Origin of the sequence: Paraburkholderia sp. BR13439 (assembly GCF_040948805.1) — a bacterium.
In the GTDB taxonomy this organism is placed as follows: Bacteria; Pseudomonadota; Gammaproteobacteria; order Burkholderiales; family Burkholderiaceae; genus Paraburkholderia; species Paraburkholderia youngii.
This window is the reverse complement of record NZ_JBFPKN010000006.1, coordinates 237622-258861: the sequence shown is the minus strand read 5'-3', so window position 1 is coordinate 258861 and position 21240 is coordinate 237622. Positions and strand designations below refer to the sequence as shown.

General features: G+C 63.9%; 23 protein-coding genes and 1 tRNA gene. 11 read left to right on the top strand and 13 right to left on the bottom strand.

Annotated features, from left to right (window positions below; all coding sequences use genetic code 11):
• Nucleotides 1-353: 353 nt before the first annotated feature.
• Both AB3X96_RS14765 and AB3X96_RS14760 read right to left on the bottom strand, forming a co-directional pair.
• Nucleotides 354-2288, bottom strand: a complete 1935-nt coding sequence (locus tag AB3X96_RS14765) for an ATP-binding cassette domain-containing protein (RefSeq protein ID WP_176110627.1) — start codon at nucleotides 2286-2288, stop codon at nucleotides 354-356.
• A 159-nt stretch (nucleotides 2289-2447) separates the two neighbouring features.
• Nucleotides 2448-2849, bottom strand: a complete 402-nt coding sequence (locus AB3X96_RS14760; protein WP_368590302.1) for a DUF4399 domain-containing protein — start codon at nucleotides 2847-2849, stop codon at nucleotides 2448-2450.
• Nucleotides 2850-3158: 309 nt separating this feature from the next.
• Here AB3X96_RS14760 and AB3X96_RS14755 point away from each other — a divergent pair, with 309 nt between their 5' ends.
• The 3 genes from AB3X96_RS14755 to AB3X96_RS14745 all read left to right on the top strand — a co-directional run bounded on the left by AB3X96_RS14755 (nucleotide 3159) and on the right by AB3X96_RS14745 (nucleotide 4815).
• Nucleotides 3159-3350 carry a rubredoxin gene (locus tag AB3X96_RS14755; protein ID WP_368590301.1) on the top strand — a complete coding sequence of 64 codons (192 nt, stop codon included), beginning with the start codon at nucleotides 3159-3161 and terminating at the stop codon, nucleotides 3348-3350.
• Nucleotides 3351-3584: 234 nt separating this feature from the next.
• A tRNA-Arg gene (locus AB3X96_RS14750) sits at nucleotides 3585-3659 on the top strand.
• A 217-nt stretch (nucleotides 3660-3876) separates the two neighbouring features.
• Entirely contained in the window at nucleotides 3877-4815 is a 939-nt protein-coding gene (locus tag AB3X96_RS14745; RefSeq protein ID WP_368590300.1) for a methyltransferase domain-containing protein, read from the top strand.
• Nucleotides 4816-4839: 24 nt separating this feature from the next.
• Here AB3X96_RS14745 and AB3X96_RS14740 read toward each other — a convergent pair whose 3' ends face one another.
• From AB3X96_RS14740 to AB3X96_RS14725, 4 genes are all read right to left on the bottom strand, one after another.
• Nucleotides 4840-5679 (bottom strand): hypothetical protein, encoded by an 840-nt coding sequence (locus tag AB3X96_RS14740; RefSeq protein ID WP_368590299.1) that lies wholly within the window; start codon nucleotides 5677-5679, stop codon nucleotides 4840-4842.
• 149 nt (nucleotides 5680-5828) lie between these two features.
• The gene (locus tag AB3X96_RS14735) at nucleotides 5829-6536 is read right to left on the bottom strand and encodes a glutathione S-transferase C-terminal domain-containing protein (protein ID WP_176366962.1); all 708 of its coding nucleotides are present in this window, start codon (nucleotides 6534-6536) and stop codon (nucleotides 5829-5831) included.
• 128 nt (nucleotides 6537-6664) lie between these two features.
• Nucleotides 6665-6886 (bottom strand): hypothetical protein, encoded by a 222-nt coding sequence (locus AB3X96_RS14730; protein WP_176109230.1) that lies wholly within the window; start codon nucleotides 6884-6886, stop codon nucleotides 6665-6667.
• A gap of 228 nt (nucleotides 6887-7114) precedes the next feature.
• Nucleotides 7115-7306 carry a CsbD family protein gene (locus AB3X96_RS14725; RefSeq protein WP_176109231.1) on the bottom strand — a complete coding sequence of 64 codons (192 nt, stop codon included), beginning with the start codon at nucleotides 7304-7306 and terminating at the stop codon, nucleotides 7115-7117.
• A gap of 198 nt (nucleotides 7307-7504) precedes the next feature.
• Here AB3X96_RS14725 and AB3X96_RS14720 point away from each other — a divergent pair, with 198 nt between their 5' ends.
• From AB3X96_RS14720 to AB3X96_RS14700, 5 genes are all read left to right on the top strand, one after another.
• Nucleotides 7505-7831, top strand: coding sequence for a hypothetical protein (locus tag AB3X96_RS14720; protein ID WP_368590298.1), 327 nt, complete (start codon nucleotides 7505-7507; stop codon nucleotides 7829-7831).
• A gap of 162 nt (nucleotides 7832-7993) precedes the next feature.
• Entirely contained in the window at nucleotides 7994-9298 is a 1305-nt protein-coding gene (gene dcm, locus AB3X96_RS14715) for a DNA (cytosine-5-)-methyltransferase (RefSeq protein ID WP_368590297.1), read from the top strand.
• A 30-nt stretch (nucleotides 9299-9328) separates the two neighbouring features.
• The gene (locus AB3X96_RS14710) at nucleotides 9329-9775 is read left to right on the top strand and encodes a very short patch repair endonuclease (RefSeq protein ID WP_176109234.1); all 447 of its coding nucleotides are present in this window, start codon (nucleotides 9329-9331) and stop codon (nucleotides 9773-9775) included.
• A gap of 240 nt (nucleotides 9776-10015) precedes the next feature.
• Complete coding sequence (locus AB3X96_RS14705) at nucleotides 10016-10519, top strand: YbhB/YbcL family Raf kinase inhibitor-like protein (protein WP_176121218.1); 504 nt, start codon at nucleotides 10016-10018, stop codon at nucleotides 10517-10519.
• Nucleotides 10520-10637: 118 nt separating this feature from the next.
• Nucleotides 10638-12056, top strand: coding sequence for an MFS transporter (locus tag AB3X96_RS14700; protein ID WP_368590296.1), 1419 nt, complete (start codon nucleotides 10638-10640; stop codon nucleotides 12054-12056).
• A 165-nt stretch (nucleotides 12057-12221) separates the two neighbouring features.
• Here AB3X96_RS14700 and otsA read toward each other — a convergent pair whose 3' ends face one another.
• The 6 genes from otsA to AB3X96_RS14670 form a co-directional block, all read right to left on the bottom strand.
• Nucleotides 12222-13649, bottom strand: a complete 1428-nt coding sequence (otsA, locus tag AB3X96_RS14695) for an alpha,alpha-trehalose-phosphate synthase (UDP-forming) (RefSeq protein ID WP_176109236.1) — start codon at nucleotides 13647-13649, stop codon at nucleotides 12222-12224.
• Between the two features lie 232 nt (nucleotides 13650-13881).
• Nucleotides 13882-14094: a hypothetical protein gene (locus AB3X96_RS14690; protein WP_013088803.1), complete on the bottom strand. Its 213-nt coding sequence runs from the start codon at nucleotides 14092-14094 to the stop codon at nucleotides 13882-13884.
• A 200-nt stretch (nucleotides 14095-14294) separates the two neighbouring features.
• Nucleotides 14295-14552, bottom strand: coding sequence for a hypothetical protein (locus AB3X96_RS14685; RefSeq protein WP_368590403.1), 258 nt, complete (start codon nucleotides 14550-14552; stop codon nucleotides 14295-14297).
• A gap of 120 nt (nucleotides 14553-14672) precedes the next feature.
• A complete protein-coding gene (locus AB3X96_RS14680) occupies nucleotides 14673-16073 on the bottom strand; it encodes a sigma-54 dependent transcriptional regulator (RefSeq protein ID WP_176109237.1) in 1401 nt (466 codons plus the stop codon).
• Nucleotides 16074-16359: 286 nt separating this feature from the next.
• Nucleotides 16360-16611: a hypothetical protein gene (locus AB3X96_RS14675; protein WP_368590295.1), complete on the bottom strand. Its 252-nt coding sequence runs from the start codon at nucleotides 16609-16611 to the stop codon at nucleotides 16360-16362.
• Between the two features lie 100 nt (nucleotides 16612-16711).
• A complete protein-coding gene (locus AB3X96_RS14670; protein WP_176109239.1) occupies nucleotides 16712-17029 on the bottom strand; it encodes a YqjD family protein in 318 nt (105 codons plus the stop codon).
• Nucleotides 17030-17389: 360 nt separating this feature from the next.
• Here AB3X96_RS14670 and AB3X96_RS14665 point away from each other — a divergent pair, with 360 nt between their 5' ends.
• The 3 genes from AB3X96_RS14665 to AB3X96_RS14655 all read left to right on the top strand — a co-directional run bounded on the left by AB3X96_RS14665 (nucleotide 17390) and on the right by AB3X96_RS14655 (nucleotide 19806).
• A complete protein-coding gene (locus AB3X96_RS14665) occupies nucleotides 17390-18448 on the top strand; it encodes a sigma-54 interaction domain-containing protein (RefSeq protein ID WP_368584581.1) in 1059 nt (352 codons plus the stop codon).
• A gap of 246 nt (nucleotides 18449-18694) precedes the next feature.
• Complete coding sequence (locus AB3X96_RS14660) at nucleotides 18695-19273, top strand: hypothetical protein (RefSeq protein WP_368590294.1); 579 nt, start codon at nucleotides 18695-18697, stop codon at nucleotides 19271-19273.
• A 23-nt stretch (nucleotides 19274-19296) separates the two neighbouring features.
• The gene (locus AB3X96_RS14655) at nucleotides 19297-19806 is read left to right on the top strand and encodes a hypothetical protein (RefSeq protein ID WP_255209158.1); all 510 of its coding nucleotides are present in this window, start codon (nucleotides 19297-19299) and stop codon (nucleotides 19804-19806) included.
• Between the two features lie 68 nt (nucleotides 19807-19874).
• Here AB3X96_RS14655 and AB3X96_RS14650 read toward each other — a convergent pair whose 3' ends face one another.
• Complete coding sequence (locus AB3X96_RS14650) at nucleotides 19875-21221, bottom strand: AAA-associated domain-containing protein (protein ID WP_176109243.1); 1347 nt, start codon at nucleotides 21219-21221, stop codon at nucleotides 19875-19877.
• Between the last annotated feature and the right edge of the window lie 19 nt (nucleotides 21222-21240).

The window sequence follows — 21240 nt, the reverse complement described above, 5'->3', positions numbered from 1 at the left end:
GCGCGGCTTCCGCTGGCGCGCTCGAAGGCCGGGCAACGACGCTCAGCCCGCCGGGGAAGCCTGTTCGCGGGGTATTGTACTGATTTCGATCACGGCGGCAATTGACGTCGCGCTGAATTGGCCGACTGGATAAGGCGCGGCGGGCGCCGGGGGACACGCGCCGGAGGATGGACGTCTCGCGGGACGACGGCGCAATGGCTAGCGGCGGGTATCGGCGGACCTGCACGGGCGTGCGCCCGCATAACCTTCAATGCATGCGCGGCGGCGTTCGTTGTTGTTTTCGTGCCGCCCGCGCATGCTGCATCAGCTCATGCGTGAGGAAGCGCGCCATGCGGCGCGCGAACCACGTTGCATCACTTGACGCGGTTTTCCAGCTCGTCCCAACGCTCGAGCGCGAGCATCAGCTCCTCGTCGATCTCGGCATAGCGCTCGGTCAGACGCGCGCCTTCGCGTGCATCCTTCGCGAACACCGAGCCGTCTTCGAGCTGCGCGCCGATCGCCTTCTGTTCGGCTTCGAGGTCGGCAATCATTTTCGGCAGCGCCTCCAGTTCGCGCTGCTCCTTGAACGACAACTTCGCGCTGCGCTGCGCATTGCGGCCCGTGGCGCTTTCCTTCGGCGCCGCTTCTTTCGGGGCTTCCTTGCCCGATTCTTTCTGTGCTTCGAGCGCAAGTTGCTCCGAGCGATCGCGCTGCGTCTGCCAGTCCGTGAAGCCGCCGACGTATTCGCGCCACTTGCCGCCGCCTTCCGATGCGATCACCGACGTCACCACGTTATCGAGAAACGCGCGGTCGTGGCTGACGAGCAGCACCGTGCCGTCGTAATCGATCAGCAGTTCTTCGAGCAGTTCGAGCGTCGGAATGTCGAGGTCGTTGGTCGGTTCATCGAGCACCAGCACGTTGGCCGGACGCGCGAACAGACGCGCAAGCAACAGCCGGTTGCGCTCGCCGCCCGACAGCGACTTGACCGGCGAACGCGCGCGCTCCGGCGCGAACAGGAAGTCGCCGAGGTAGCTCATTACGTGCTTCTTCTGGCCGTTGATTTCGACCCACTCGCTGCCGGGGCTGATCGTGTCCGCGAGACTCTTTTCCAGATCGAGCGCCGCGCGCATCTGATCGAAATAGGCGACCTGCAGATTGGTGCCGACGCGCACATTGCCTTCATCCGGCGCGAGTTCGCCGAGGATCAGCTTCAGCAGCGTGGTCTTGCCCGCGCCGTTCGGACCGACGAAGCCGATCTTGTCGCCGCGCATTACCGTGGCCGTGAAGCGGTCCACCACCGTGCGCTCGCCGTAGCGCTTCGTCACGTCCGTCAGTTCCGCGACGATCTTGCCGGACTTCTCGCCCTGACCGACGTCGAGCTTCACGTTGCCCTGCACGTTGCGGCGTTCGGCGCGCTCGTTGCGCATCTGCACGAGACGCGCGATGCGGCCGACGCTGCGCGTGCGGCGTGCCTCGACGCCCTTGCGAATCCACACTTCTTCCTGCGCGAGCAGCTTGTCAAACTTCTCGTTTTCGATACGCTCGACTTCGAGCTGCTGCGCCTTGCGCGTCTGGTACGCGGAGAAATTGCCCGGATACGACAGCAGCCGCCCGCGATCGAGCTCGACGATGCGTGTCGCGACGCGGTCGAGAAACGCGCGATCGTGCGTGATGAACAGCAGCCCCGCCCGCAGCGACACCAGCAGATCTTCGAGCCAGCGAATGCCGTCGAAGTCGAGATGGTTGGTCGGCTCGTCGAGCAGCAGCACGTCGGGCTGCACGACGAGCGCGCGCGCGAGCGCCGCGCGCTTCTGCATGCCGCCCGACAACGAGCCGACGCGCGCCTCGCCGTTCAGGCCGATCTGCTGCAGCGTGGTCGCGACGCGGGTGCTCCAGTTCCAGGCGTCCGCGGCGTCCAGCGACGATTGCAGCGTGTTCATGCGCGCGAGCAGCGCGTCGTGTTCGGCGCCTTCGGGCGTGTCGGCCAGCTGGTGCGCGACCGCGTCGTATTCGTCGAGCAGCGCACGCGCCTCGGTGAGACCGGCGGCGACCGCGTCGAACACGGTGTCGTCGGCGTCGAACTCGGGCTCCTGCGGCACGTAGACCGTGCTCAGATGCTGTTGACGCGAGACGAGCCCGTCGTCGGGTTTGGCCAGATCGGCGACGATCTTCAACAGCGACGACTTGCCCGCGCCGTTGCGCCCGATCAGCCCGACGCGCTCGCCCGCTTCGAGCGAGAAATCCGCATGGTCGAGCAGCGCGACGTGACCGAACGCGAGCTGGGCTCCGGTAATGGTGTAAAGCGACATGGGAATGGGAGAAGACAGCGATGAGTCGGAACTGCTCATTGTACCGGGCGCGGGGCCGGTCGCAGGGATGACGGGTGGGAGATGCGTGCAAGGCGGCGTGCAACGCAATCGGTGCGGGCCGGCGACACGCGCGCGCCGGTCCGGCCTTCGAACAACGGCTTACTTGACGTGCACCGTGATCGTCTTGCTCATCTGCGGCCCATACGAGCGATGCGCGCCGTCGCCGAATTGCAGCGTCAGCGTATGGTCGCCCGGCGGCAGCGTCAGATCTGTTTCGGTCTGGCCTTTGCCGTAGTGCAGCGACTTGTCGGTCGCGGCGATGACCTCGCCCTTCGGCAGCGGCTTGCCGTCGACCAGCAGATGATGATGCCCGGTGCCCTCCGTCATCGTGCCCGCGGGGGCGATCTTCATGCCGTCGAGGCCGAACACGACGTGGACCGGATTGGTGACGGTCGCGCCGTCCGCCGGTTGCACGAAGGTCACGCCCTCCGCCTGCGCCACGCCCGACACGGCGAGCAGTCCTGCCGCCACGATGCCGACCAACCGTCTGTTTTTAAACATCGTTTTCTCCTTTAGAAGCGAAACTCGTCCACGCGATACCGCCAGCGGCCTGGTCTGAGACCGATGGTCGCAATCCATGCCAGGCGGGCGCCACGTCTGTCGAATCAGATAGCTTGCAGAGCCAAGCGTACACGCTTTGTGTGACAGGGCCGATCGCCGCTAGCCCGGGCACGTCGTGGATGCGTTGCGACGGCGCCGCACCGGTCGTCTGCGGCTGGATTGACCAATTCCGGTAATATTGCGGGTCGCCGCGCCGCCCCATAAAGGGGCAGAGCAAGCCGGCCATTGCATTGAACGAGAGAGTGTGTCGTGAGCGAAGTAATCGAAGTGACTGAATACAAGAGCTGGGTTTGCCTGATTTGCGGCTGGATCTACAACGAGGAAGACGGCCTGCCCGAAGAAGGCATCCTGCCGGGCACGCGCTTCGCCGACATCCCTGAAGACTGGCGCTGCCCGCTGTGCGACGTGGGCAAGGCGGAGTTCGCGGTAGTCGAGTTTTAAAGTTGGAATGACGTCGGGCGATGGGCGCGGTTGCGTGCGCTTCGCCAGATGGTCAGGTCGTTTGCACGGCCCCGCAGGCGATGTCTGCGTGGCCGTTTGTTTTTCCGGGGTTTTTGGGGCGCGCGGGCGGTTGCTGGCTTGGCTCTCCTTTTGCCCGCGCCGGTTTGATATACTCTGCGCTCGCCAGTCAGTCTGGACTCACCGAGTCCTCGCCGATCTGTCCGGCCCGGTCCTCTCCCTGTAGTTCAATGGATAGAACAAGTGCCTCCTAAGCGCTAGATACAGGTTCGATTCCTGTCAGGGGGACCAAACAGAGCCTAACCGGCTTCCAGATTCGCTCATAAGAGCCCCGTATGCGTTGCGCTGCGGGGCTTTTTGCCGTTCATCTGCCTTCAACGCGGGATCCGAGCGATTCCGACCCGTCACGCGATCCACCCCTTCGACAACATCGCCAAACCAGCACTGCCCGAAAACCCCAGATCGCTATAATCTGCGAGCCGACTTCGAAACGTTTCCGAGGACCGACATGGACCAAACGCTTGAATGCGTTACCGCGTTGAACTTTTGCGAGCAGGCCTATCTCGCCGCAAATCCGGACGTCGCTGAGGCTGTCAGGCTCGGCGCATTACGATCGGGAAGATCGCATTTCGAAGTATTCGGAGTCTCCGAAAGTCATCGCAGGCAAGATGCACGGGTGGCCGCTCAATCCAGGCAGGCACGCAGAAAAAGAATCGAGTCGGTCCTTCGCACCGATATGCCCTACAGCGACGACGGGAAGTTTTTCGATTTCTTGTCGCCCGAGCTGCGCTCCCAGTTCGACATCTATGACTCGGAACTGGCTGGAAGCAATCTGTACGATCAGGATGCGCTGAATATGATCGAGCGCCATCCGTCGGGGATCATTCTGGATTGTGGGGCAGGCAGCCGCCCCGCGATCTACGAAAACGTGATCAATTTTGACATCACCAACTATCCCTCCACCGATGTGCGAGGTGTCGGCGAAGTTCTGCCATTCAAAGATGCATCGTTCGATGGCCTTCTGTCGTTGAATGTGCTCGAACATGTGAAGGACCCATTCACCGCCGCCAAAGAAATTCTTCGCGTGCTGAAGCCGGGAGGCGATCTGGTCGTAGTGGTTCCGCTCACCCAACCCACTCACGGCTACCCGCATCACTACTACAACATGACTGCCGAGGGGATTCTCAATCTCTTCGGCTCCGGGATCAAAGCCGAACGCGTATACGTGCCGGAATCGACAACGGCCATCTGGTCGATTTACTGGATCATGAGCGAGTGGGCCGAAGGTCTCGACGAAGATGCCCTGAAAGAATTCAAGGCGCTCACGGTCGAAGAAATTCTGCAGGGCCCGCCGACGCTGCTGGATCGATCGTTCGTCAAACAGCTAAGCGCAAAAAAGAATCTCGACATTGCGAGTTCGACGACGGTGATCGCGAAACGCGTCTGAGGCGACGCCAGTCCAACGGCTCCATTATTTTTGCATCGGCCGACGGAGACTTTGCTCGTATATCGAAGGATCGACGACGTTCATTTGATCCTGTGGGCGCTCACCGAATACTCGCTCGAAGTCCTCGGCGCCCAGAATGTCGGCAGCGTCGTGGAGAAAAGAGGAATAGGCCTGATTGAGCTCCGAGGCCGACGGAGCATCGCTGCCCTGCGGGGCGTATTGCAAACGCTCGACTTGCACCAAAAATGCGCGGCGATGATTCATCAACGACTTGATCTTCGCTTGCGCGTCGGGACCCTTCAAGGTCGCCTGAAGATGCTCCTGAAAATCGTCGACATCGGATTCCTGATGTCCTGGCTTCATGGCGTTACTCCCGCTTGGTGTCGAGCACTGAATCTTTTTGCTCGCCCATGCAGCATGCTGCTTGCCGTACGTTCCGAAGACCGCGTTGCTCAACCAGTAGCCCCTGGACGTGCGAACCGTAGCTGGAGGCGCTCCAGCGCCGCCGGTCGCCCAAAGAATCTGGTTCGACAGCTGATGGCATACACCATCGCGACCATAGCTGAAGATCGTCCCACGAGCGGCCGGATCGATGTTCGGGTCCACATCGGGCTTACATAAGCAACCAGCATAAAGCAGATTTGCCGCGCCGGAAGCCAGAAAACCATCCGCACTGACCGGCGTCCCACCTCGGGCGTGGAAGCCGCCCCAGCTGTACCAATAGTGCTCGCCAGCGAGCAGGACGTCCGCCAGCGCCGGGTATATCTTCACGCGGCTGTCGTAAGTCGTGACCCAGGTGTGATCGACCACGGAACCCTGGAAATACGCCGGAACGGACCATGCGAACAATGTAACGGCGCTCATTGCTTCACCTTTTGTCCGATCGCATCACGGCGCGGCCGCGCGAAAGTCGCCCGAAAAGCCGGTAAGAACTTTACTCACCTGAAAAGGTTATACGCGGTCAGCGGCAATATTTTCAAGGACACGAAAAACCGTCGAGGCAACTCAGGCGATCAGGCCGGCCGCTGCGGAATATTCAGGCCGCGCGCCACCGCCGGACGCTCGACGAACGCAGCCAGCACGCGCCGCACGTTCGGGAAGTCCTGAATGCCGACCAGCTCTCCGGCCTCATAAAAGCCGACCAGATTGCGCACCCACGGGAAGATCGCGATATCGGCGATCGAGTACTGATCGCCCATCACCCAGGCACGTCCTTCGAGGCGCTGCTCCAGCACGCCGAGCAGCCGCTTCGATTCGGCGATGTAGCGATCGCGCGGACGCTTGTCCTCGTACTCCTTGCCGGCGAATTTGTGGAAGAAGCCGACCTGGCCGAACATCGGACCGATGCCGCCCATCTGGAACATCACCCACTGGATCGTCTCGTAGCGCCCGGCGGCGTCCTTTGGGATCAGCTGGCCGCTTTTATCGGCCAGATAGATCAGGATCGCGCCCGATTCGAACAGCGGCAGCGGTTTGCCGTCGGGGCCGTGCGGATCGAGGATCGCGGGAATCTTGTTGTTCGGGTTCAGCGACAGAAACGCCGGCGTCATCTGATCGTTGGTATCGAAGCGCACCAGATGCGGCTCGTACGGCAAGCCGGTTTCCTCAAGCATGATCGAGATTTTTACGCCATTGGGCGTCGGCAGCGAATAGAGCTGAATCCGGTCCGGATGCTCGGCCGGCCATTTTTTCGTGATCGCGAAAGCGGATAAATCGGTCATGGGTTCGGGTCGCCATAGGGACAGAAATTGCAGGACCGCCCAATATAAACCGACTCGCCAGAACGCGTGCGAGGCCGCTCGAATACCTTACAAACGCCGTGGCAATAGCGCCGTTCGCAATCGACGGATCACCACAAGTCCTTCGTCGCCGTGCCCGCGCGCAGGTTGAAGCCCTCTCGCCACAGCGTCGCTCCGACCGTCAGCAGCAGCGTCTTCTCGGTGCCGTCGAGCAGTTCCCACGCGCCCGCAAGCCACGTCGCGAAGCTCGCACAGGTCGCTTCGAGATCGGGCGGCGCCTTGCCTTCCAGGTACTGCCGTTCGAACATCGAAAGTATCTTTTCGGGTGTCATTGGCGCGACCTCCACGTGGGATTTGCGCCAAGTCTAAAGGGCTGGCGGCGCGTGCGGAATGCCGATCATCGCGATCACGGGTTACTCCCAGGCCGGCCGGCGCGCTAGCGTCAGCCGCGACCCAAACAGTGAAACCGACTGGCGCGCCCCGCTCTGCGCCGCACAAAAAGCAAAGGCGCCGCGACAGTCGCGGCGCCTCGCCGTTACGGCAACCTACACCGAACGGGTTTAGTGATGACCGCGCTTTGCATCGTCCTTGGCGTCTTCCTTCGCATCGCCATAGGCCTTCTGCACCTTGCCGGCGCCCTGCTGCATATCGCCCTTGAGTTCCTTCGCGGGGTCCTTCGTGGCCTTGCCGACGGCCTCGTTGACCTTGCCCTTGACCTGCTCGCCAACGCCCTTCACTTGATCCTTGTTCATGTTCGGCTCCCATATGCGTAGTCGACAGAGATGCCGGCGCGGTATTCCGCCGGTATGTGGGATTCAGCAAGGGCTGTTCCCGGGGCCGTTCCGCGCGCGGCGCCATCGACGAACGCCGATGCGCGATCGGCAAACTTTTTATCAAATATGGCCTAAAGTCTCGCCGCGCACCGCCGTAAATGCGTTCAGGGAGGAGTCATGGACCATACGGACACTACGGTTTCGGGATCATCGCAAGCCACGTTGATCGACCACGACATCGCGCACATCGCGCGCGTGATGCACGTATCGCTGCGTGGCGATTTCGGCGGTCCGATCCTGCCAGCCACCTATTGGCGCAAACGGCTGACCGCGCTGGTCGACAGCGGCCAGCTTTCTCCCGCCCAATTGGACAAAGTCGACAGCCTGCTGCTGCAACTCGATCGGCTCGCCTCGACGCCGCTGCCCGAATGGGAACGCTTCGCGCCCGCGCCGACCTCGCGATTCGAACCGGCTGAGCGGGCGAAGAAAGCGAAGTCGGCCTGATCTCGCCAAGCGGCACACCGCCTCACCGCTTCTGCATCCGCCGCAGACAAACGCAGCGGCGCGACGTATCGCGAAAAAATCCTGATCGATCGGCGCTAAAAATAGGGAAAGGGGACGACCTTAGGTCATAATGTCCGCAAAAATTCCCAGCCAGGACGCCACGTGACCCTCGTCGCCCCGTTCGACCTGCTCAAGCAGGCGCGCGCCCGTTTCACCCAACGCGAAATCGCAGCCCATGTCGGCAAGGACATCAAGACGGTGCGTCGCTGGGAAAAAGGTGAAACGCCTTGTCCCGCGATGCTCGAACCCGCGTTGCGCGATCTGCTTCGGCAAGGCGCGCGTGAGGCGCAACAGGCGGGCGACGCGGCGCGTTTTCGCTTCATCGATCTGTTCGCGGGCATCGGCGGCATTCGCATGGGCTTCGAGGCGCACGGCGGCGAATGCGTGTTCACCAGCGAGTGGAACGAATTCTCGACGCGGACTTATCGCGAGAACTACGGTCAAAACTACGGCGACAACGCCGCGAGCGGCGGCGCGCACGCGCTGATCGGCGACATCGTCACGTTTCCCGCCGAGGACGTGCCGAGCCACGACGTGCTGCTCGGCGGCTTTCCGTGCCAGCCGTTTTCTATCGCCGGCGTCAGCAAGAAAAACGCGCTGGGGCGGCCGCACGGTTTCGAATGCACGACCCAGGGCACGCTGTTTTTCGATGTCGCGCGGATCATCGCCGCGAAGCGCCCCGCCGCGTTCCTGCTCGAGAACGTGAAAAACCTGCTGTCGCACGACAAGGGCCGCACCTTCGACGTGATCCTGCAAACGCTGCGCGACGAACTCGGCTACGAGGTCCACTACCGCGTGATCGATGGCCAGCATTTCACGCCGCAGCATCGCGAGCGCATCATCATCGTCGGCTTTCGCGGCAAGACCGCGTTCACGTGGGACGACCTGCGGCTGCCCGCCGACGGGCCGCGGCTCGGCGCGATCCTGCATCGCACGGACGGTACGGAACCCGTGCTGCCGTGGGACCACGACCGTTTCTTCGATCACGCCGCTCGGCGCGTGCAGCCGAAGTACACGCTCACCCCGAAGCTGTGGGCGTATCTGCAGAACTACGCGGCCAAGCATCGCGCGGCGGGCAACGGCTTCGGTTTCGGCATGGCCTATCCGGACAGCGTGACGCGCACGCTGTCCGCGCGCTATCACAAGGACGGCTCCGAAATACTCGTCTATCAAGGCGAGGCGCTGCGCCCGCGTCGTCTGACGCCACGCGAATGCGCGCGGCTGATGGGCTTTCCCGACACCTTCAGGATTCCGGTCAGCGATACGCAGGCCTACCGGCAGTTCGGCAACAGCGTCGTGATGCCGGTGATGCGCGAAGTGGCGCGTATCATGCTGCCGCATGTGCAAACCCTGCTCGCCCACCCGACCCGCGATGCGTCGAAACACTCCCTGCCGCTCTACGCGTGAGCGGCCGCGCGACCCGTTGGCCCACTGACGATGGTCGATATCGTCGATAGCGCGACGCGCAGCCGGATGATGTCCGGCATTCGCGGCCGCAACACCAGGCCGGAGGTCCTGATCCGCAGCCTGCTGCATCGGCAGGGCCTGCGCTTCAGGCTCGACGCGCGCGATCTGCCCGGCCGCCCCGACATCGTGCTGCCGCGCTATCGCGCGGTGGTGCTCGTGCATGGCTGCTTCTGGCATGGCCACGACTGTCATCTGTTCAAATGGCCGCAGACGCGGCCCGACTTCTGGCGCGACAAGATCGGCCGCAATCGCAGCAACGACGACAAGGTGCGCGCCGCGCTGCTCGCGAGCGGCTGGCGCGTCGCGGTCGTGTGGGAATGCGCTTTGCGGGGTGCGAATCGCGATATCGCGGGCGTGATCGAGCGGCTCGTCGCGTGGATCAGAAGCGACGCGCCGGAGTTCGAGGAACGCGGCTGAAACCACGCGCGGATTGCCCTGCTCGCGCGAGTCTCGCGGCCGCTGGTGCTACACTCGAAAGGCTCACCCGGCGTGCTTTCGAGATGCCTTCGAGGCACGCTTCGGCGGCGTTTTCCGGGTGCTTTCCCGGCGCTTTCACGGCACTTCCTCACGCGCTCCGGCATGCCGCGAGATGCGCCTCGCCGCCGGGACATCGCGCACTCCGACGATCCCAGAAGCAATCAACAAGGGAGGCACATCATGGCTGACTTCCGTCTCTGGTCCGACGACTTTCCCAACAACGGCTTCATGCCGAAAGACCACGAGTACAACGACAAGGCGTTCGGCGGCGACGGCGAAAACATCTCGCCGTCACTGCAATGGGAAGCGCCGCCCGCGGACACGCAAAGCTTCGCGCTCACCGTTCACGATCCCGACGCGCCGACCGGCAGCGGCTTCTGGCATTGGGTCGTCGTCAACATCCCGGCCGACGCGCGCTCGCTGCCGCGCAACGCCGGCAAGGCCGACGGCACGCTGCTGCCGCAGGGCGCGATCCAGCTGCGCAACGACTACGGGACGGTCGGCTTCGGCGGCGCCGCGCCGCCGCGCGGCGATCGCACGCATCGCTATATTTTCCGGCTGCATGCGCTGAAGGTGCCGCATCTGCCGGTCAGCGCGGAAACCACCAATGCGGTCGCGCGCTTCATGACGCATCTGAACGAAATCGACTCGACGACCCACACGGGCCTCTACGAACTCAAATGACGCGAGCGCGGCGCCCGCGTCCTGGCAACGGTGGCGCCGCGCCGACCGATGCGCCCGCAGCGGCCAGCGCGTGAGCCGCGCACAGGCGCGGCAACATCTCAGACAAATCGAACAATCGATGCACGCACCCTCCCCGCGCACGGATGGCCCGACGCCCTCCACTCCCCGCTTCGAAGGCAAGGAACTGGGCCTGCCGGTTCCACAACGCTATTGGGCGATGCTCGTCATCGCGCTGTCGCTGACGCTCGCGGTGCTCGACAGCGCGATCGCCAACGTCGCGCTGCCGACGATCGCGCGCAACCTCAATGCGAGCGCCGCCGCGTCGATCTGGGTCGTCAACGCGTATCAGCTCGCGATCACGATCTCGCTGCTGCCAATGGCGTCGCTCGGCGATCGCATTGGCTATAGGCGCATTTATCTGTGGGGTCTGATCCTGTTCACGGTCGCGTCGCTCGGCTGCTCGCTGTCGAACTCGCTTGCGACGCTCGCGCTCGCGCGCGTGGTCCAGGGCTTCGGCGCGGCCGGCATCATGAGCGTGAACACCGCGATCGTGCGCATGATCTATCCCCCGGCGCAGCTCGGGCGCGGCGTCTCGATCAATGCGATGGTGGTGGCGGTGTCGTCGGCGGTCGGGCCGACGGTCGCGTCGGGCGTGCTCGCGATCGCGACGTGGCCGTGGCTGTTCGCGATCAACGTGCCGATCGGGATCGCGGCGATCGTCGGCGGCTTCAAGGCGCTGCCGATGAACCCCGGCCACGAATCGCCGTATGACTATCTGAGCGCGGTGATGAACGCGATTGTATTCGGCCTGCTGATTTTCGCTGTCGATGGCCTCGGCCACGGCCAGCGCTTCGGCTACGTGACGCTCGAAGCACTCGGCGCTCTGGTGGTCGGCTACTTCTTCGTGCGCCGGCAACTGACGCGGCCCGCCCCGCTGCTGCCGATCGACCTGCTGCGTATTCCGGTGTTCGCGCTGTCGGTCGGCACCTCGGTCTGCTCGTTCTGCGCGCAGATGCTCGCGTTCGTGTCGCTACCGTTCCTGCTGCAGGAAACGCTCGGTATGTCGCAGGTCGAAACCGGTCTTCTGATGACGCCGTGGCCCGCGATTATCATCATCGCGGCGCCGATCGCAGGGGTCCTGTCGGACAGGATATCGTCCGGCTGGCTCGGCGGCGTCGGGCTCGCCGCGATGACGGTCGGCCTGCTGCTGCTCGCGACGCTCGGGCCTCACCCGGACGCACTGCAGATTTCGTGGCGCATGGCGCTGTGCGGCGCGGGCTTCGGTATCTTCCAGTCGCCGAACAATCGCACGATGCTGTCGTCCGCGCCGCGCGAACGCAGCGGCGGCGCGAGCGGCATGCTGGGCACCGCGCGCCTGACCGGGCAAACGCTCGGCGCGGCGCTGGTCGCGCTGATCTTCGGCGTCGCCCCGCAAAGCGGGACGGTCATCGCGCTGTATGTGGCCGCGGGGTTTTCGGCGGTCGCGGCGGTCGTCAGCACGATGCGGGTCGTGCAGAAGGCGACGCAGCCGGCTTGAGGGTTGTGGACGCGTTGTTGCCGTTACACGTGCAACGCATCCACGAAAAAGGGCGTGCATCGCACGACGCGATGCACGCCCTTTTTGCTTCGATCTTCGTTGTCACTTCATTCACGACGTGACCGGCCCACGCGTCGCCCGCCCGCGCGGGCCGCGACTGTCCGCTCAAGACGATGCCGTCACGTCAGCGAGCTTTACCGCTTTGGCCGTCACCGAAGAGGCGGTCGCGACGTGGCGCAGATCGTCGAGGAAGGTGTCGCGCCAAACCGACAGATTGTTCTCGCGCATCGGCTCCATCATGTCCGCATGACGCGCCTGACGCTCGGCGAGCGGCATCGACAGCGCGCGTTCGAGCGCTTCGGCCATCTGCGACAGATCGAACGGATTGACGACGAGCGCGCCCGGCAGCTGCTCGGCCGCGCCCGCGAATTGCGATAGCACGAGCACGCCCGGATCGGCCGGGTCCTGCGACGCGACGTACTCCTTGGCCACCAGGTTCATCCCGTCGCGCAGCGGTGTCACATAGCCGACCTGCGACTGGCGGAATAGCGCCATCAGCAGATTGCGCTCGTACTTGCGGTTCAGATACTGGATCGGCGTCCAGTCGAGCTGCGCGAACCGGCCGTTGATGCGGCCCGCTTCGCCTTCGAGCGTCTGCCGGATGCGCTGATAGGTCTGCACGTCGGCGCGGGTCGGCGGCGCGATCTGCACGAGCGACACACGGCCGTGCCAGCCGGGCGCGTTCTGCAACAGCCGCTCGAATGCCTGGAAGCGCTCGACCAGCCCCTTCGAATAATCGAGCCGGTCGACGCTCATGATCAGCTTGCGCCCGCGCATGCCGTCGCGCAGGCTGCGCACCGCCTTGCGGTCGGTGAACTGCTCGGCGGCTTTGGCGATCGCATCGGGATAGATGCCGATCGGGTACGCGCCGACCTTCAGGAAGCGGTTGTACGCGTGCACCATGCCGTCTTCGCTCGACGTGCCGTGGTGACCGCGCTCGATATAGTCGACGAACGACTGCCGATCCGCTTCGGTTTGAAAACCGATCACGTCGTAGCTGCACATCGCCTTGACGATCTCCTCGTGCGGCGGAATCGTGCGCAGTACCTCGGGCACCGGAAACGGAATGTGCAGGAAGAAGCCGATCGGGTTCTTCACGCCGAGATCGCGCAGGCAACGCGCGAACGGCAGCAGATGGTAGTCATGCACCCAGATGATGTCGCTGGGCTTGAGCAGTTCCTTCAACTGCTTCGCGAGCGTCGCGTTGACCCGCTGGTAGCCCGCGTAGTCCTCGCGGTCGTAGCGGGACAGGTCGTTGCGATAGTGGAAGGTCGGCCACAACGTGGTGTTCGAAAACCCGCGGTAGTACTCGTCGTAATCGCGCTTGGTGAGGCCCACCGTCGCGTAGGTGACGTTGCCCTGCTTCTCGATCACGGGCGCGGATGGCTCACTGACCGTTTCGCCGCTCCAGCCGAACCAGACGCCGCCAGTTTCCTTCAGTGCGTCCAGCACGCCGATCGCGAGCCCGCCCGCTGCCGGACGCGCTTCCTGAATCGGTGCGACACGATTCGATACCACGATCAATCTGCTCATTAGTGCTCCATTGTTTCGTTGTATGCGGAATTGCGCCAAAACGGTGCATGCAAGCAATGTGCCGATATTTGAGATATCGAAAATAAAGTTGTATGAAAATGTGACAAACGAGCTGATCCCCGCAATCATCACTAATTGCGAAGAAAATTTTTCTGTTAAATCTGACCAAAGCGGAGGTCTTTCTTACCGGCCTCGCGGTCGCCGGTATACCTCGCCCGGTTACTGCGCTGCGTCAGGCGTCCTGTTCCGAGCCCAGATCGCGCTGGTATTCGAGGCCTTCCTGACGCACCCCGCCCTGGTTGTGCTCGCCGTCCGGCGGCGTATGCGGGGCGATCCGGTTCTGCGCGGCCGGGTCCGGCGACTCCGCCGGCTCGGTCTTGACATCGGCCGGCCGTGGCCCGCGCTTGGAGTGCCGCGCGGAACGTCGCAATGCGGGGTGTCTCATGATCGTGCCTCCGGGGGAAGCCCGCCGCTTATTGCGGCATCCCTAGAGTCTAGGGGGCGAAACCGTAAATTGCCGGTAAAACATGCGCCGGCTTTGTAACAAGTACAGCAATGCACTGCACCGGACCGGGGCCACGGTCCGCTGCAGTGCGGAGATGTTTGCATCGGGTGCGCAGCTGCATGACGGCATCGAGGGTCGCATCAGCATTGCAGCGTTCGCCACTGACGATCGGCGGCCTGAGGCGTCTGCGTTGGCTGCGGCGGCGGATCGCCGATCGGCGGCGAGACCGGTTCCACGGGTTCGATTGGATCGGGGGTCGGGCCGGGGATCGTATCGGGTTCGGCCGGGTTCGGCGGCGTGGCGGGAGGCTCGACCGGTTCGGGCCGGTGAGCGTGCAACGGCCCGGACGGCGGGGAAACGGCAGCGTAACGCGGCAGGTGCGGCGGCAGGTGCGGCATGTCGGTGACCTCCTTTTGCGTTCCACTGGAGCGCAGCAAGGCCTGTGCCGTTCGGATGCCCACCCGGAAGTCCGGGCGGGCGATCGCTGATGATGCGGACGACGCGCGAACGAGCGCGGATCAGGCGTCCGCGCCGCCGAGCGCGCGTGATTCGTCGGTGGGATCGCCGTCGTCGCGCGTATCGTTGCCGTACTCGACGAGCCGGTTGTACAGCGTCTTCAGGCTGATGCCGAGAATTTCCGCGGCGCGCGTCTTCACGCCGCCGCATTGCTCGAGCGTCGCCAGGATCAGCTGACGGTCGGCTTCCGCGAGCGAAGTGCCGAACGGGATCGTGATCGCGGTGCCGGTCGCGGGCTTCGATAGCGTGATCTGCAACGGCACGGTCGCCGTGGCATCCGAATCCGCGCTCGACATGATGTGCGCGCGCTGCACGTAGTTCTTCAGTTCGCGCACATTGCCTGGCCACGGATATGACAGCAGCATTTCCTTCACCGCGACCGGGAAATGCTTCTTCGTGCCGTGACGCTCGTTGAGCTCATCGAGGAACGATTGCGCGAGCAGCTCCACGTCCTTCCCGCGATCGCGCAGCGGCGGCAGGCTGATCGGAAACACGTTCAGCCGGTGGTAAAGGTCCAGCCGCAGCTTGCCTTCGAGCACCGCCTGCTCGGGATCGCGATTGGTGGCCGCGATCAGACGCACATCGGTTTCGATTTCCTTGGTCGTGCCGACACGCATGAACATGCCGGTCTCGAGCACGCGCAGCAGCTTCACCTGCAGCTCGATCGGCATCTCGGTGATTTCGTCGAGGAACAGCGTGCCGCCGTTCGCGCGCTCGAAATAGCCCTTGTGCTGCCGATCCGCGCCGGTGAACGAACCGCGCTCGTGGCCGAACATTTCCGACTCGATCAGATTCGGTGAAATCGCGCCGCAATTGACCGCGAGGAACGCGTGCTTGCGGCGCAGGCTCAGCTCGTGCAGCGTCTGCGCGGCGACTTCCTTGCCGGTGCCCGATTCGCCGACCAGCATCACCGAGGCCGCTGTCGGCGCGACGCGGCTGATCTGGTCGTAGACCTCCTGCATCGCCGGCGAATTGCCGAGCATCAAACCGAAGCGGCCCATGCGGCGCAACTCGCCGCGCAGCGTGCCGATCTCGGCCTTCAGGTCGCCGGGGCGCGGCAGGCGCGACAAGATCGCCTTCACGCGCTGCATGTTGATCGGTTTCACGAGATAGTCGGCCGCACCCATTTTCAGCGCGCTGACCGCCGACTCGACCGTTGCGTGACCCGTGATCACGATCACTTCGACGCCGGAGCGCGGATCGAGATCTTCGAACAGATCGACCCCGCTGCCGTCGGGCAGCTTCAGGTCGGTGAATACGACGTCCGGCATCTGCCGGATCAGTTGAATACGCGCTTCGCGCAGATCGCCCGCGGTGGCGGTGGTCAGCCCGTCTTCCCCAATGATGGCGGAAAGCGCCTCGCGGGTACTTGCGTCGTCATCGACAATCAGTACATGTGGCATCGCGTTTCGAAAGCCTGCAAGCGTGGGTCAGAAAATATGCGGATCATCCCCATGGGCATGCCGCTGGATCGGGTCGGCTGCATGACGCGGATTCGACGTGTATCCCGCGCCGCCGACCATTTAATGAAAAACTGCAACAATGGCGGCAAAATGCCCGCCGATTACCGCATCATTGTTGTCTATTTGCCTATTATACGGGTTTATAGAATCCATTTAACAATCGCTTCCAGGCGCCGACCGCCGATCTGGCTGCACCCCGGCCACCTTGGGATTCGAGCGCCGTGCTTCAGCCACGCGGAAATGGCCATGCGCGGTGTTCGCCGTCAGCCTGCCCTGAACCGTTGGTGCTCCGGGACGCGGGCGCGAACTCGGTCGACGAGGTTGCCGGCGCCGCGACCGCACCACCCTCGTTTTCCCAGCGGCTCAGCTCGCGGGTCGGGGAAATCTGGCCGGTGCGTTTGTGTTGCACGTAGCGAACCGCCAGAAAGCCGCCGAGTGCCATCAATGCGCCAAAAAAACCAATCGTGGGTCGTGTCATCATGAACTCCTTGGGTCGTGATGCGGATGAGTGCCGGCCGTGCCAGACGAGCCCCGCGCCTTCCAGCGAGCAGAGGCGAACGTCGCGCGCCGCGCCGCCTCTATCGTGCGACCAGCACGCCGAGCAGAAATCCGGCGCCCGCCGCGAGCGCGAGCGAGCGCCACGGGTTATGGCGCACATAGTGCTCGGTGCTGACCGCCGCCTCGCGATAGCGGCGATGCACGTTGCGTTGCGCATCGCCGAGCGTCGATTGCAGCGTTTCAACATGCGTGCCGAGCCGGTCGCGCAACGCATCGACGCTTTCGCCCGGCACGTTGGCGGCGAGCCGCAGCATTTCCTCCGAGTCCCTCAGCAGCACCCGAAGATCCTCGACGATTTTCTGTCCGCCGAGTGCAAGTTGTTGCGTGGTGTCGGTCATCGTTCACTCCTCGTCTGATTCGGCGTTCGTGGCCGCGCGATGCGGGTTGCCGGGTTGCCGCCCTACGCTCACCAGCGCCGCCGCGGCGTAGCCGTCAAAAGCTCGCACGACTCGGTCAAACGGTCAATGATGCAATGCGTGTGCCCGGTATATTTGCCGCTTCAGCGCGCTGAAACAGGCCAATTTCGAGCACTTTCGACCGATTGCGCGCACGACTGCCGCAGGGGCTGCCGGTTCGATTGCCGGAATCCGTGTCGAAGTGGTTAAATCGTCTTTTATGAGATAGTGGCTGTACGGTCTCCCGCATTCAAGGCCTGCGCGCCGCATCACGAACTTCATTTGCACAGGACTCCCCCTTTTATGGCGTCAATCGATCTGGACTCGCCCACCGTGTCCGCTGGCGGCAATGCTTCGCCACAAGCGAAGCAGCGCGTCGGGGACGCCGTCGCGGGACTGAAATCGTACGGGCTGCTGTACGGCTCGTCGCCGGTGATGCTCGATCTGTACGAGCAGATCGAACGCGTCGCCGATACCGACGCGACCGCGCTGATCATCGGCGAGTCGGGCACCGGCAAGGAGCTGATCGCCCGCACCATCCACGAGCGCAGCGGCCGTAAGGACGGCGCTTTCGTCGCCGTGAACTGCGGCGCGATTCCCGATGAGCTGATCGAAGCCGAGCTGTTCGGCCACGAAAAAGGCAGCTTCACCGGCGCGGTCCAGGGCCGCATCGGCTACTTCGAACATGCGAACGGCGGCACGCTGTTTCTCGACGAAATCACCGAGATGGCGCCGGTGCGCCAGGTCAAGCTGCTGCGCGCGCTCGAAACCGGCACGTTCTATCGCGTCGGCGGCAACGAGCTGATCAGCGGCAACGTGCGAGTGATCGCCGCGACCAATCGCGACCCGGCGGTGGCCGTCAAGGAAAACGGCTTGCGCGAGGATCTGATGTACCGGCTCGCGGTGTTTCCGCTGCGCGCGCCGCCGCTGCGCGAGCGCGAAAACGATCGCGAGCTGCTTGCGCAGTACTTCCTCGCGCAGTTGAACCAGCAGGAAACCACCAACAAGAGCTTCAGCAAACGCTCGATCGAAACTCTGCGTTCATGGTCGTGGCCGGGCAACGTGCGCGAGTTGAAGAACGCTGTGTATCGCGCGTTCATTCTCGCGGAGAAGACCGTCGAATTGCCGCATCCGCATCTTGCGTCGCGAGTCAAGAAAGCGGTCACGCAAGGCGACGCGATGAGCGTGTGGATCGGCACGCCGCTCGCCGACGCGCAGAAGCAGATCATTCTCGGCACCCTCAAGTACTGCGGCGGCGACAAGCGGCGCGCGGCCAAAGCGCTCGGCGTGAGCCTCAAAACGCTGTACAACCGGCTGAGCGCATACGGCGACGAAAGCGGCGAAGACGAAGCCGACTCGTAGGCACGCTGCAACGTAGGCCGTTCGCCGCTGGCGGCGGCCTCCCAAATACCTGGGAGAGCCAGGCAAGCCATTCCGCCCATGCAGCAGAAAACATCGCGGCGCACGATGTTTTGCAATTTCTTGCATTTTTTCGCTGCCAATTACAAAACGCATCCTGCACAATGCGGCAGCGTAATAAACGACGTGTCCTTCGTTTACACGCGCGACGCGTGAACGCAGGCACCTGTACGGGCAGGGACGGGAGAAATGCAAAAGAACATGGTGTGGGCTGACAACGCGAAGTCCGTTGTCGCAGCCAAACGCCCCCACGTAGCAGCGCTGCTCGCACTGGCGCTGGCGGTGTCGTCCGCATTGAGCGGCTGTAGCTCGTTGTACTCGGAAGGCGCGGTTGCGGGCGCCGGTATCGCGGGTGCCGCGGTCGCGGGCAAGGTCACCAGCAATGCGGCGGTCGCGACCGGTATCGGTCTCGGTGCGGTCGCCGCCGCGCGCGCCGGCGTGCAGTACTCGGAGCGCGTGGTCCACACGAATACGCAGAACAGCATCGCGCAGGCGGCCGGTCCGCTCGATGTCGGCGCGGTCGCTCCCTGGAGCATCACCCACTCTTTCCCGATCGAAGACGACGAGCACGGCCGCGTGACCGTCAGCCGCCTGATCAGCACCGGCGCGCTCGACTGCAAGGAAATCGTCTTTTCCGTCGATCAGAACGCAACGCGCGACAAGCCCGCGAGCAGCGCGTTTTACATCGCATCGGTTTGCCGTGACGGTAAGGACTGGCGTTGGGCATCGGCCGAACCCGCCACCGAGCGCTGGGGTGCGCTGCAATGATATTGCGTTCGCCTGGCGTTCCGATGGGTGATCGGCTGCGGCTCATCGCGGCCGGCGCGCTATGCGTTGGCGCGAGCCTGCTGGCGAGCGGCTGCGCATCGATCGGCGCCGCGAGCGGCGCGGCGGCGGGTGTCGCTTCGGGCATCGTGACCAGCAATCCGGCCGTCGCGCTCGGCGTCGGCGTGGCGGTGCAGGCCGCTACCGACGAAGCGGTCGCGCGCTACATGCGCAGCATGCACAAGGATCAGCAGGATCTGATGGCGGCGCTGGTCGGGACGATGGCGGTCGGCGAAACGAAACCGTGGTCGGTCAAGCACACGTTGCCGATCGAAAACGGTCACGGCCAGGTGCGCGTGACGCGCGCGGTCAACTCGGCGCTCGCGCTGTGCAAAGACTTCGTGTTCTCGGTGCAGGACGGCGACGGCCCGAACGCGCCCGAGAGGTGGTTCACGGCGAGCGCGTGCCAGCAGGACAAGGGCTGGAAGTGGGCGACGGCCGAGCCGGCGGTCGCACGCTGGGGCAACCTGCAATAAAAAAGCGGCGAAGTTTTTCCTCGCCGCCTTTTTGTCTGAACCGCGGTCGCTTCCGCGGCAACCCGGGCTCAAGACTCCACGTCTTCCAGACTGAAGATTTCCGTCTGATCGTTATACGAAAAGATCTCGCCGTAACGGCCCCAGTTGATAACCGCGTCGAGCGTCTCTTCCGCCGCGCTGTCCGACAGGAAGTCTTCCAGCTCCTGCTCGAAGCGCACGCGCGGCGCGCGATGCCCTGGCCGCTCGTTCAACACCTTCTTGATCCGCGCCGCGAGCGGCACGTGCCGCAGCAGATGCTCGGCGAACATCATCTTCCGTTCCTGGGTACCGAACTCGGAGAACACGCGCGCCGGCGGCGTCAGGAAAATGTCGCCCTCGCGCACGTCGGCGAAACCGAGGTGCTGCAGCACTTCGGCGATCGGAAACAGATCGTCGACCTCCAGATGCAGCGAGCGCGCGATTTCCGGCATGTCCGCGCGACCGTGATACGGCGCGGCGGCGAGCGTCTCGATCAGACCGGCCATCAGGTTGGTCGACACGTGCGGCAGCCAGCTACCGAGCTCGAGCCCCTTCTTGGTCTTTTCGTCGGTCTGGCGCGCGGTCATCTTCGCGTAGATCTCGTCGACGAGACGACGGAACGCCGGGTCCAGACGATTGCGCGGATGCTTGAACGGCACCTTGATCTCGGCGATCACGCGGCCCGGGTTCGACGACAGCACCAGAATGCGGTCGCACATGAACACCGCTTCCTCGATGTTGTGCGTGACGATCAGCACCGCCTTGATCGGCATGCGGCCCTGCGTCCACAGATCGAGAAGGTCGGTACGCAGCGTTTCGGCGGTCAGCACGTCGAGTGCGGAAAACGGCTCGTCCATCAGCAGCAGTGTCGGATCGACGACGAGCGCACGCGCGAAGCCGACGCGCTGACGCATGCCGCCCGACAGCTCGCGCGGATACGCGTTTTCGAAGCCGTCGAGACCGATCAGGTCGATCGCCGCGAGCGCGCGAGTGCGCCGCTCCGACGCGCCGACGCCTTGTGCCTCGAGACCCGCTTCCACGTTCTGCAGCACGGTCAGCCACGGAAACAGCGCGAAGGTCTGGAACACCATCGCTACGCCCTTCGCCGGGCCTTCGAGCGGCTTGCCCATGTACGTGACTTCGCCGTCGGTCGGCTCGATCAGGCCGGCGATGATACGCAACAGCGTCGACTTGCCCGAGCCCGAACGGCCGAGCAGACCGACGATCTCGCCCTCGCGCAGCGACAGATTCGCGTCGTCGAGGACGAGCAGTTCACCCTGAGTCTTGTTGAAGCCGCGGCACACGTCCTTGACGCGCAGGATTTCCTCGCCGAGGCGCGGGGGCTTCGGCGGCGTCTGGATCGGCGCGGCGGTCATAGCAGCTTTAGGATTTTGCATCGCGTTAAGCCTTCATTTC

Bases quoted from the DNA above. Each gene is read 5' to 3' on its own strand.
- AB3X96_RS14765 (WP_176110627.1), bottom strand. From the start codon at position 2,288: ATGTCGCTTTACACCATTACCGGAGCCCAGCTCGCGTTCGGTCACGTC.
- AB3X96_RS14760 (WP_368590302.1), bottom strand. From the start codon at position 2,849: ATGTTTAAAAACAGACGGTTGGTCGGCATCGTGGCGGCAGGACTGCTC.
- AB3X96_RS14745 (WP_368590300.1), top strand. From the start codon at position 3,877: ATGGACCAAACGCTTGAATGCGTTACCGCGTTGAACTTTTGCGAGCAG.
- AB3X96_RS14740 (WP_368590299.1), bottom strand. From the start codon at position 5,679: ATGAGCGCCGTTACATTGTTCGCATGGTCCGTTCCGGCGTATTTCCAG.
- AB3X96_RS14735 (WP_176366962.1), bottom strand. From the start codon at position 6,536: ATGACCGATTTATCCGCTTTCGCGATCACGAAAAAATGGCCGGCCGAG.
- AB3X96_RS14730 (WP_176109230.1), bottom strand. From the start codon at position 6,886: ATGACACCCGAAAAGATACTTTCGATGTTCGAACGGCAGTACCTGGAA.
- AB3X96_RS14725 (WP_176109231.1), bottom strand. From the start codon at position 7,306: ATGAACAAGGATCAAGTGAAGGGCGTTGGCGAGCAGGTCAAGGGCAAG.
- AB3X96_RS14720 (WP_368590298.1), top strand. From the start codon at position 7,505: ATGGACCATACGGACACTACGGTTTCGGGATCATCGCAAGCCACGTTG.
- AB3X96_RS14710 (WP_176109234.1), top strand. From the start codon at position 9,329: ATGGTCGATATCGTCGATAGCGCGACGCGCAGCCGGATGATGTCCGGC.
- AB3X96_RS14705 (WP_176121218.1), top strand. From the start codon at position 10,016: ATGGCTGACTTCCGTCTCTGGTCCGACGACTTTCCCAACAACGGCTTC.
- AB3X96_RS14700 (WP_368590296.1), top strand. From the start codon at position 10,638: ATGCACGCACCCTCCCCGCGCACGGATGGCCCGACGCCCTCCACTCCC.
- otsA (WP_176109236.1), bottom strand. From the start codon at position 13,649: ATGAGCAGATTGATCGTGGTATCGAATCGTGTCGCACCGATTCAGGAA.
- AB3X96_RS14690 (WP_013088803.1), bottom strand. From the start codon at position 14,094: ATGAGACACCCCGCATTGCGACGTTCCGCGCGGCACTCCAAGCGCGGG.
- AB3X96_RS14685 (WP_368590403.1), bottom strand. From the start codon at position 14,552: ATGCCGCACCTGCCGCCGCACCTGCCGCGTTACGCTGCCGTTTCCCCG.
- AB3X96_RS14680 (WP_176109237.1), bottom strand. From the start codon at position 16,073: ATGCCACATGTACTGATTGTCGATGACGACGCAAGTACCCGCGAGGCG.
- AB3X96_RS14675 (WP_368590295.1), bottom strand. From the start codon at position 16,611: ATGACACGACCCACGATTGGTTTTTTTGGCGCATTGATGGCACTCGGC.
- AB3X96_RS14670 (WP_176109239.1), bottom strand. From the start codon at position 17,029: ATGACCGACACCACGCAACAACTTGCACTCGGCGGACAGAAAATCGTC.
- AB3X96_RS14665 (WP_368584581.1), top strand. From the start codon at position 17,390: ATGGCGTCAATCGATCTGGACTCGCCCACCGTGTCCGCTGGCGGCAAT.
- AB3X96_RS14660 (WP_368590294.1), top strand. From the start codon at position 18,695: ATGCAAAAGAACATGGTGTGGGCTGACAACGCGAAGTCCGTTGTCGCA.
- AB3X96_RS14655 (WP_255209158.1), top strand. From the start codon at position 19,297: ATGGGTGATCGGCTGCGGCTCATCGCGGCCGGCGCGCTATGCGTTGGC.
- AB3X96_RS14650 (WP_176109243.1), bottom strand. From the start codon at position 21,221: ATGCAAAATCCTAAAGCTGCTATGACCGCCGCGCCGATCCAGACGCCG.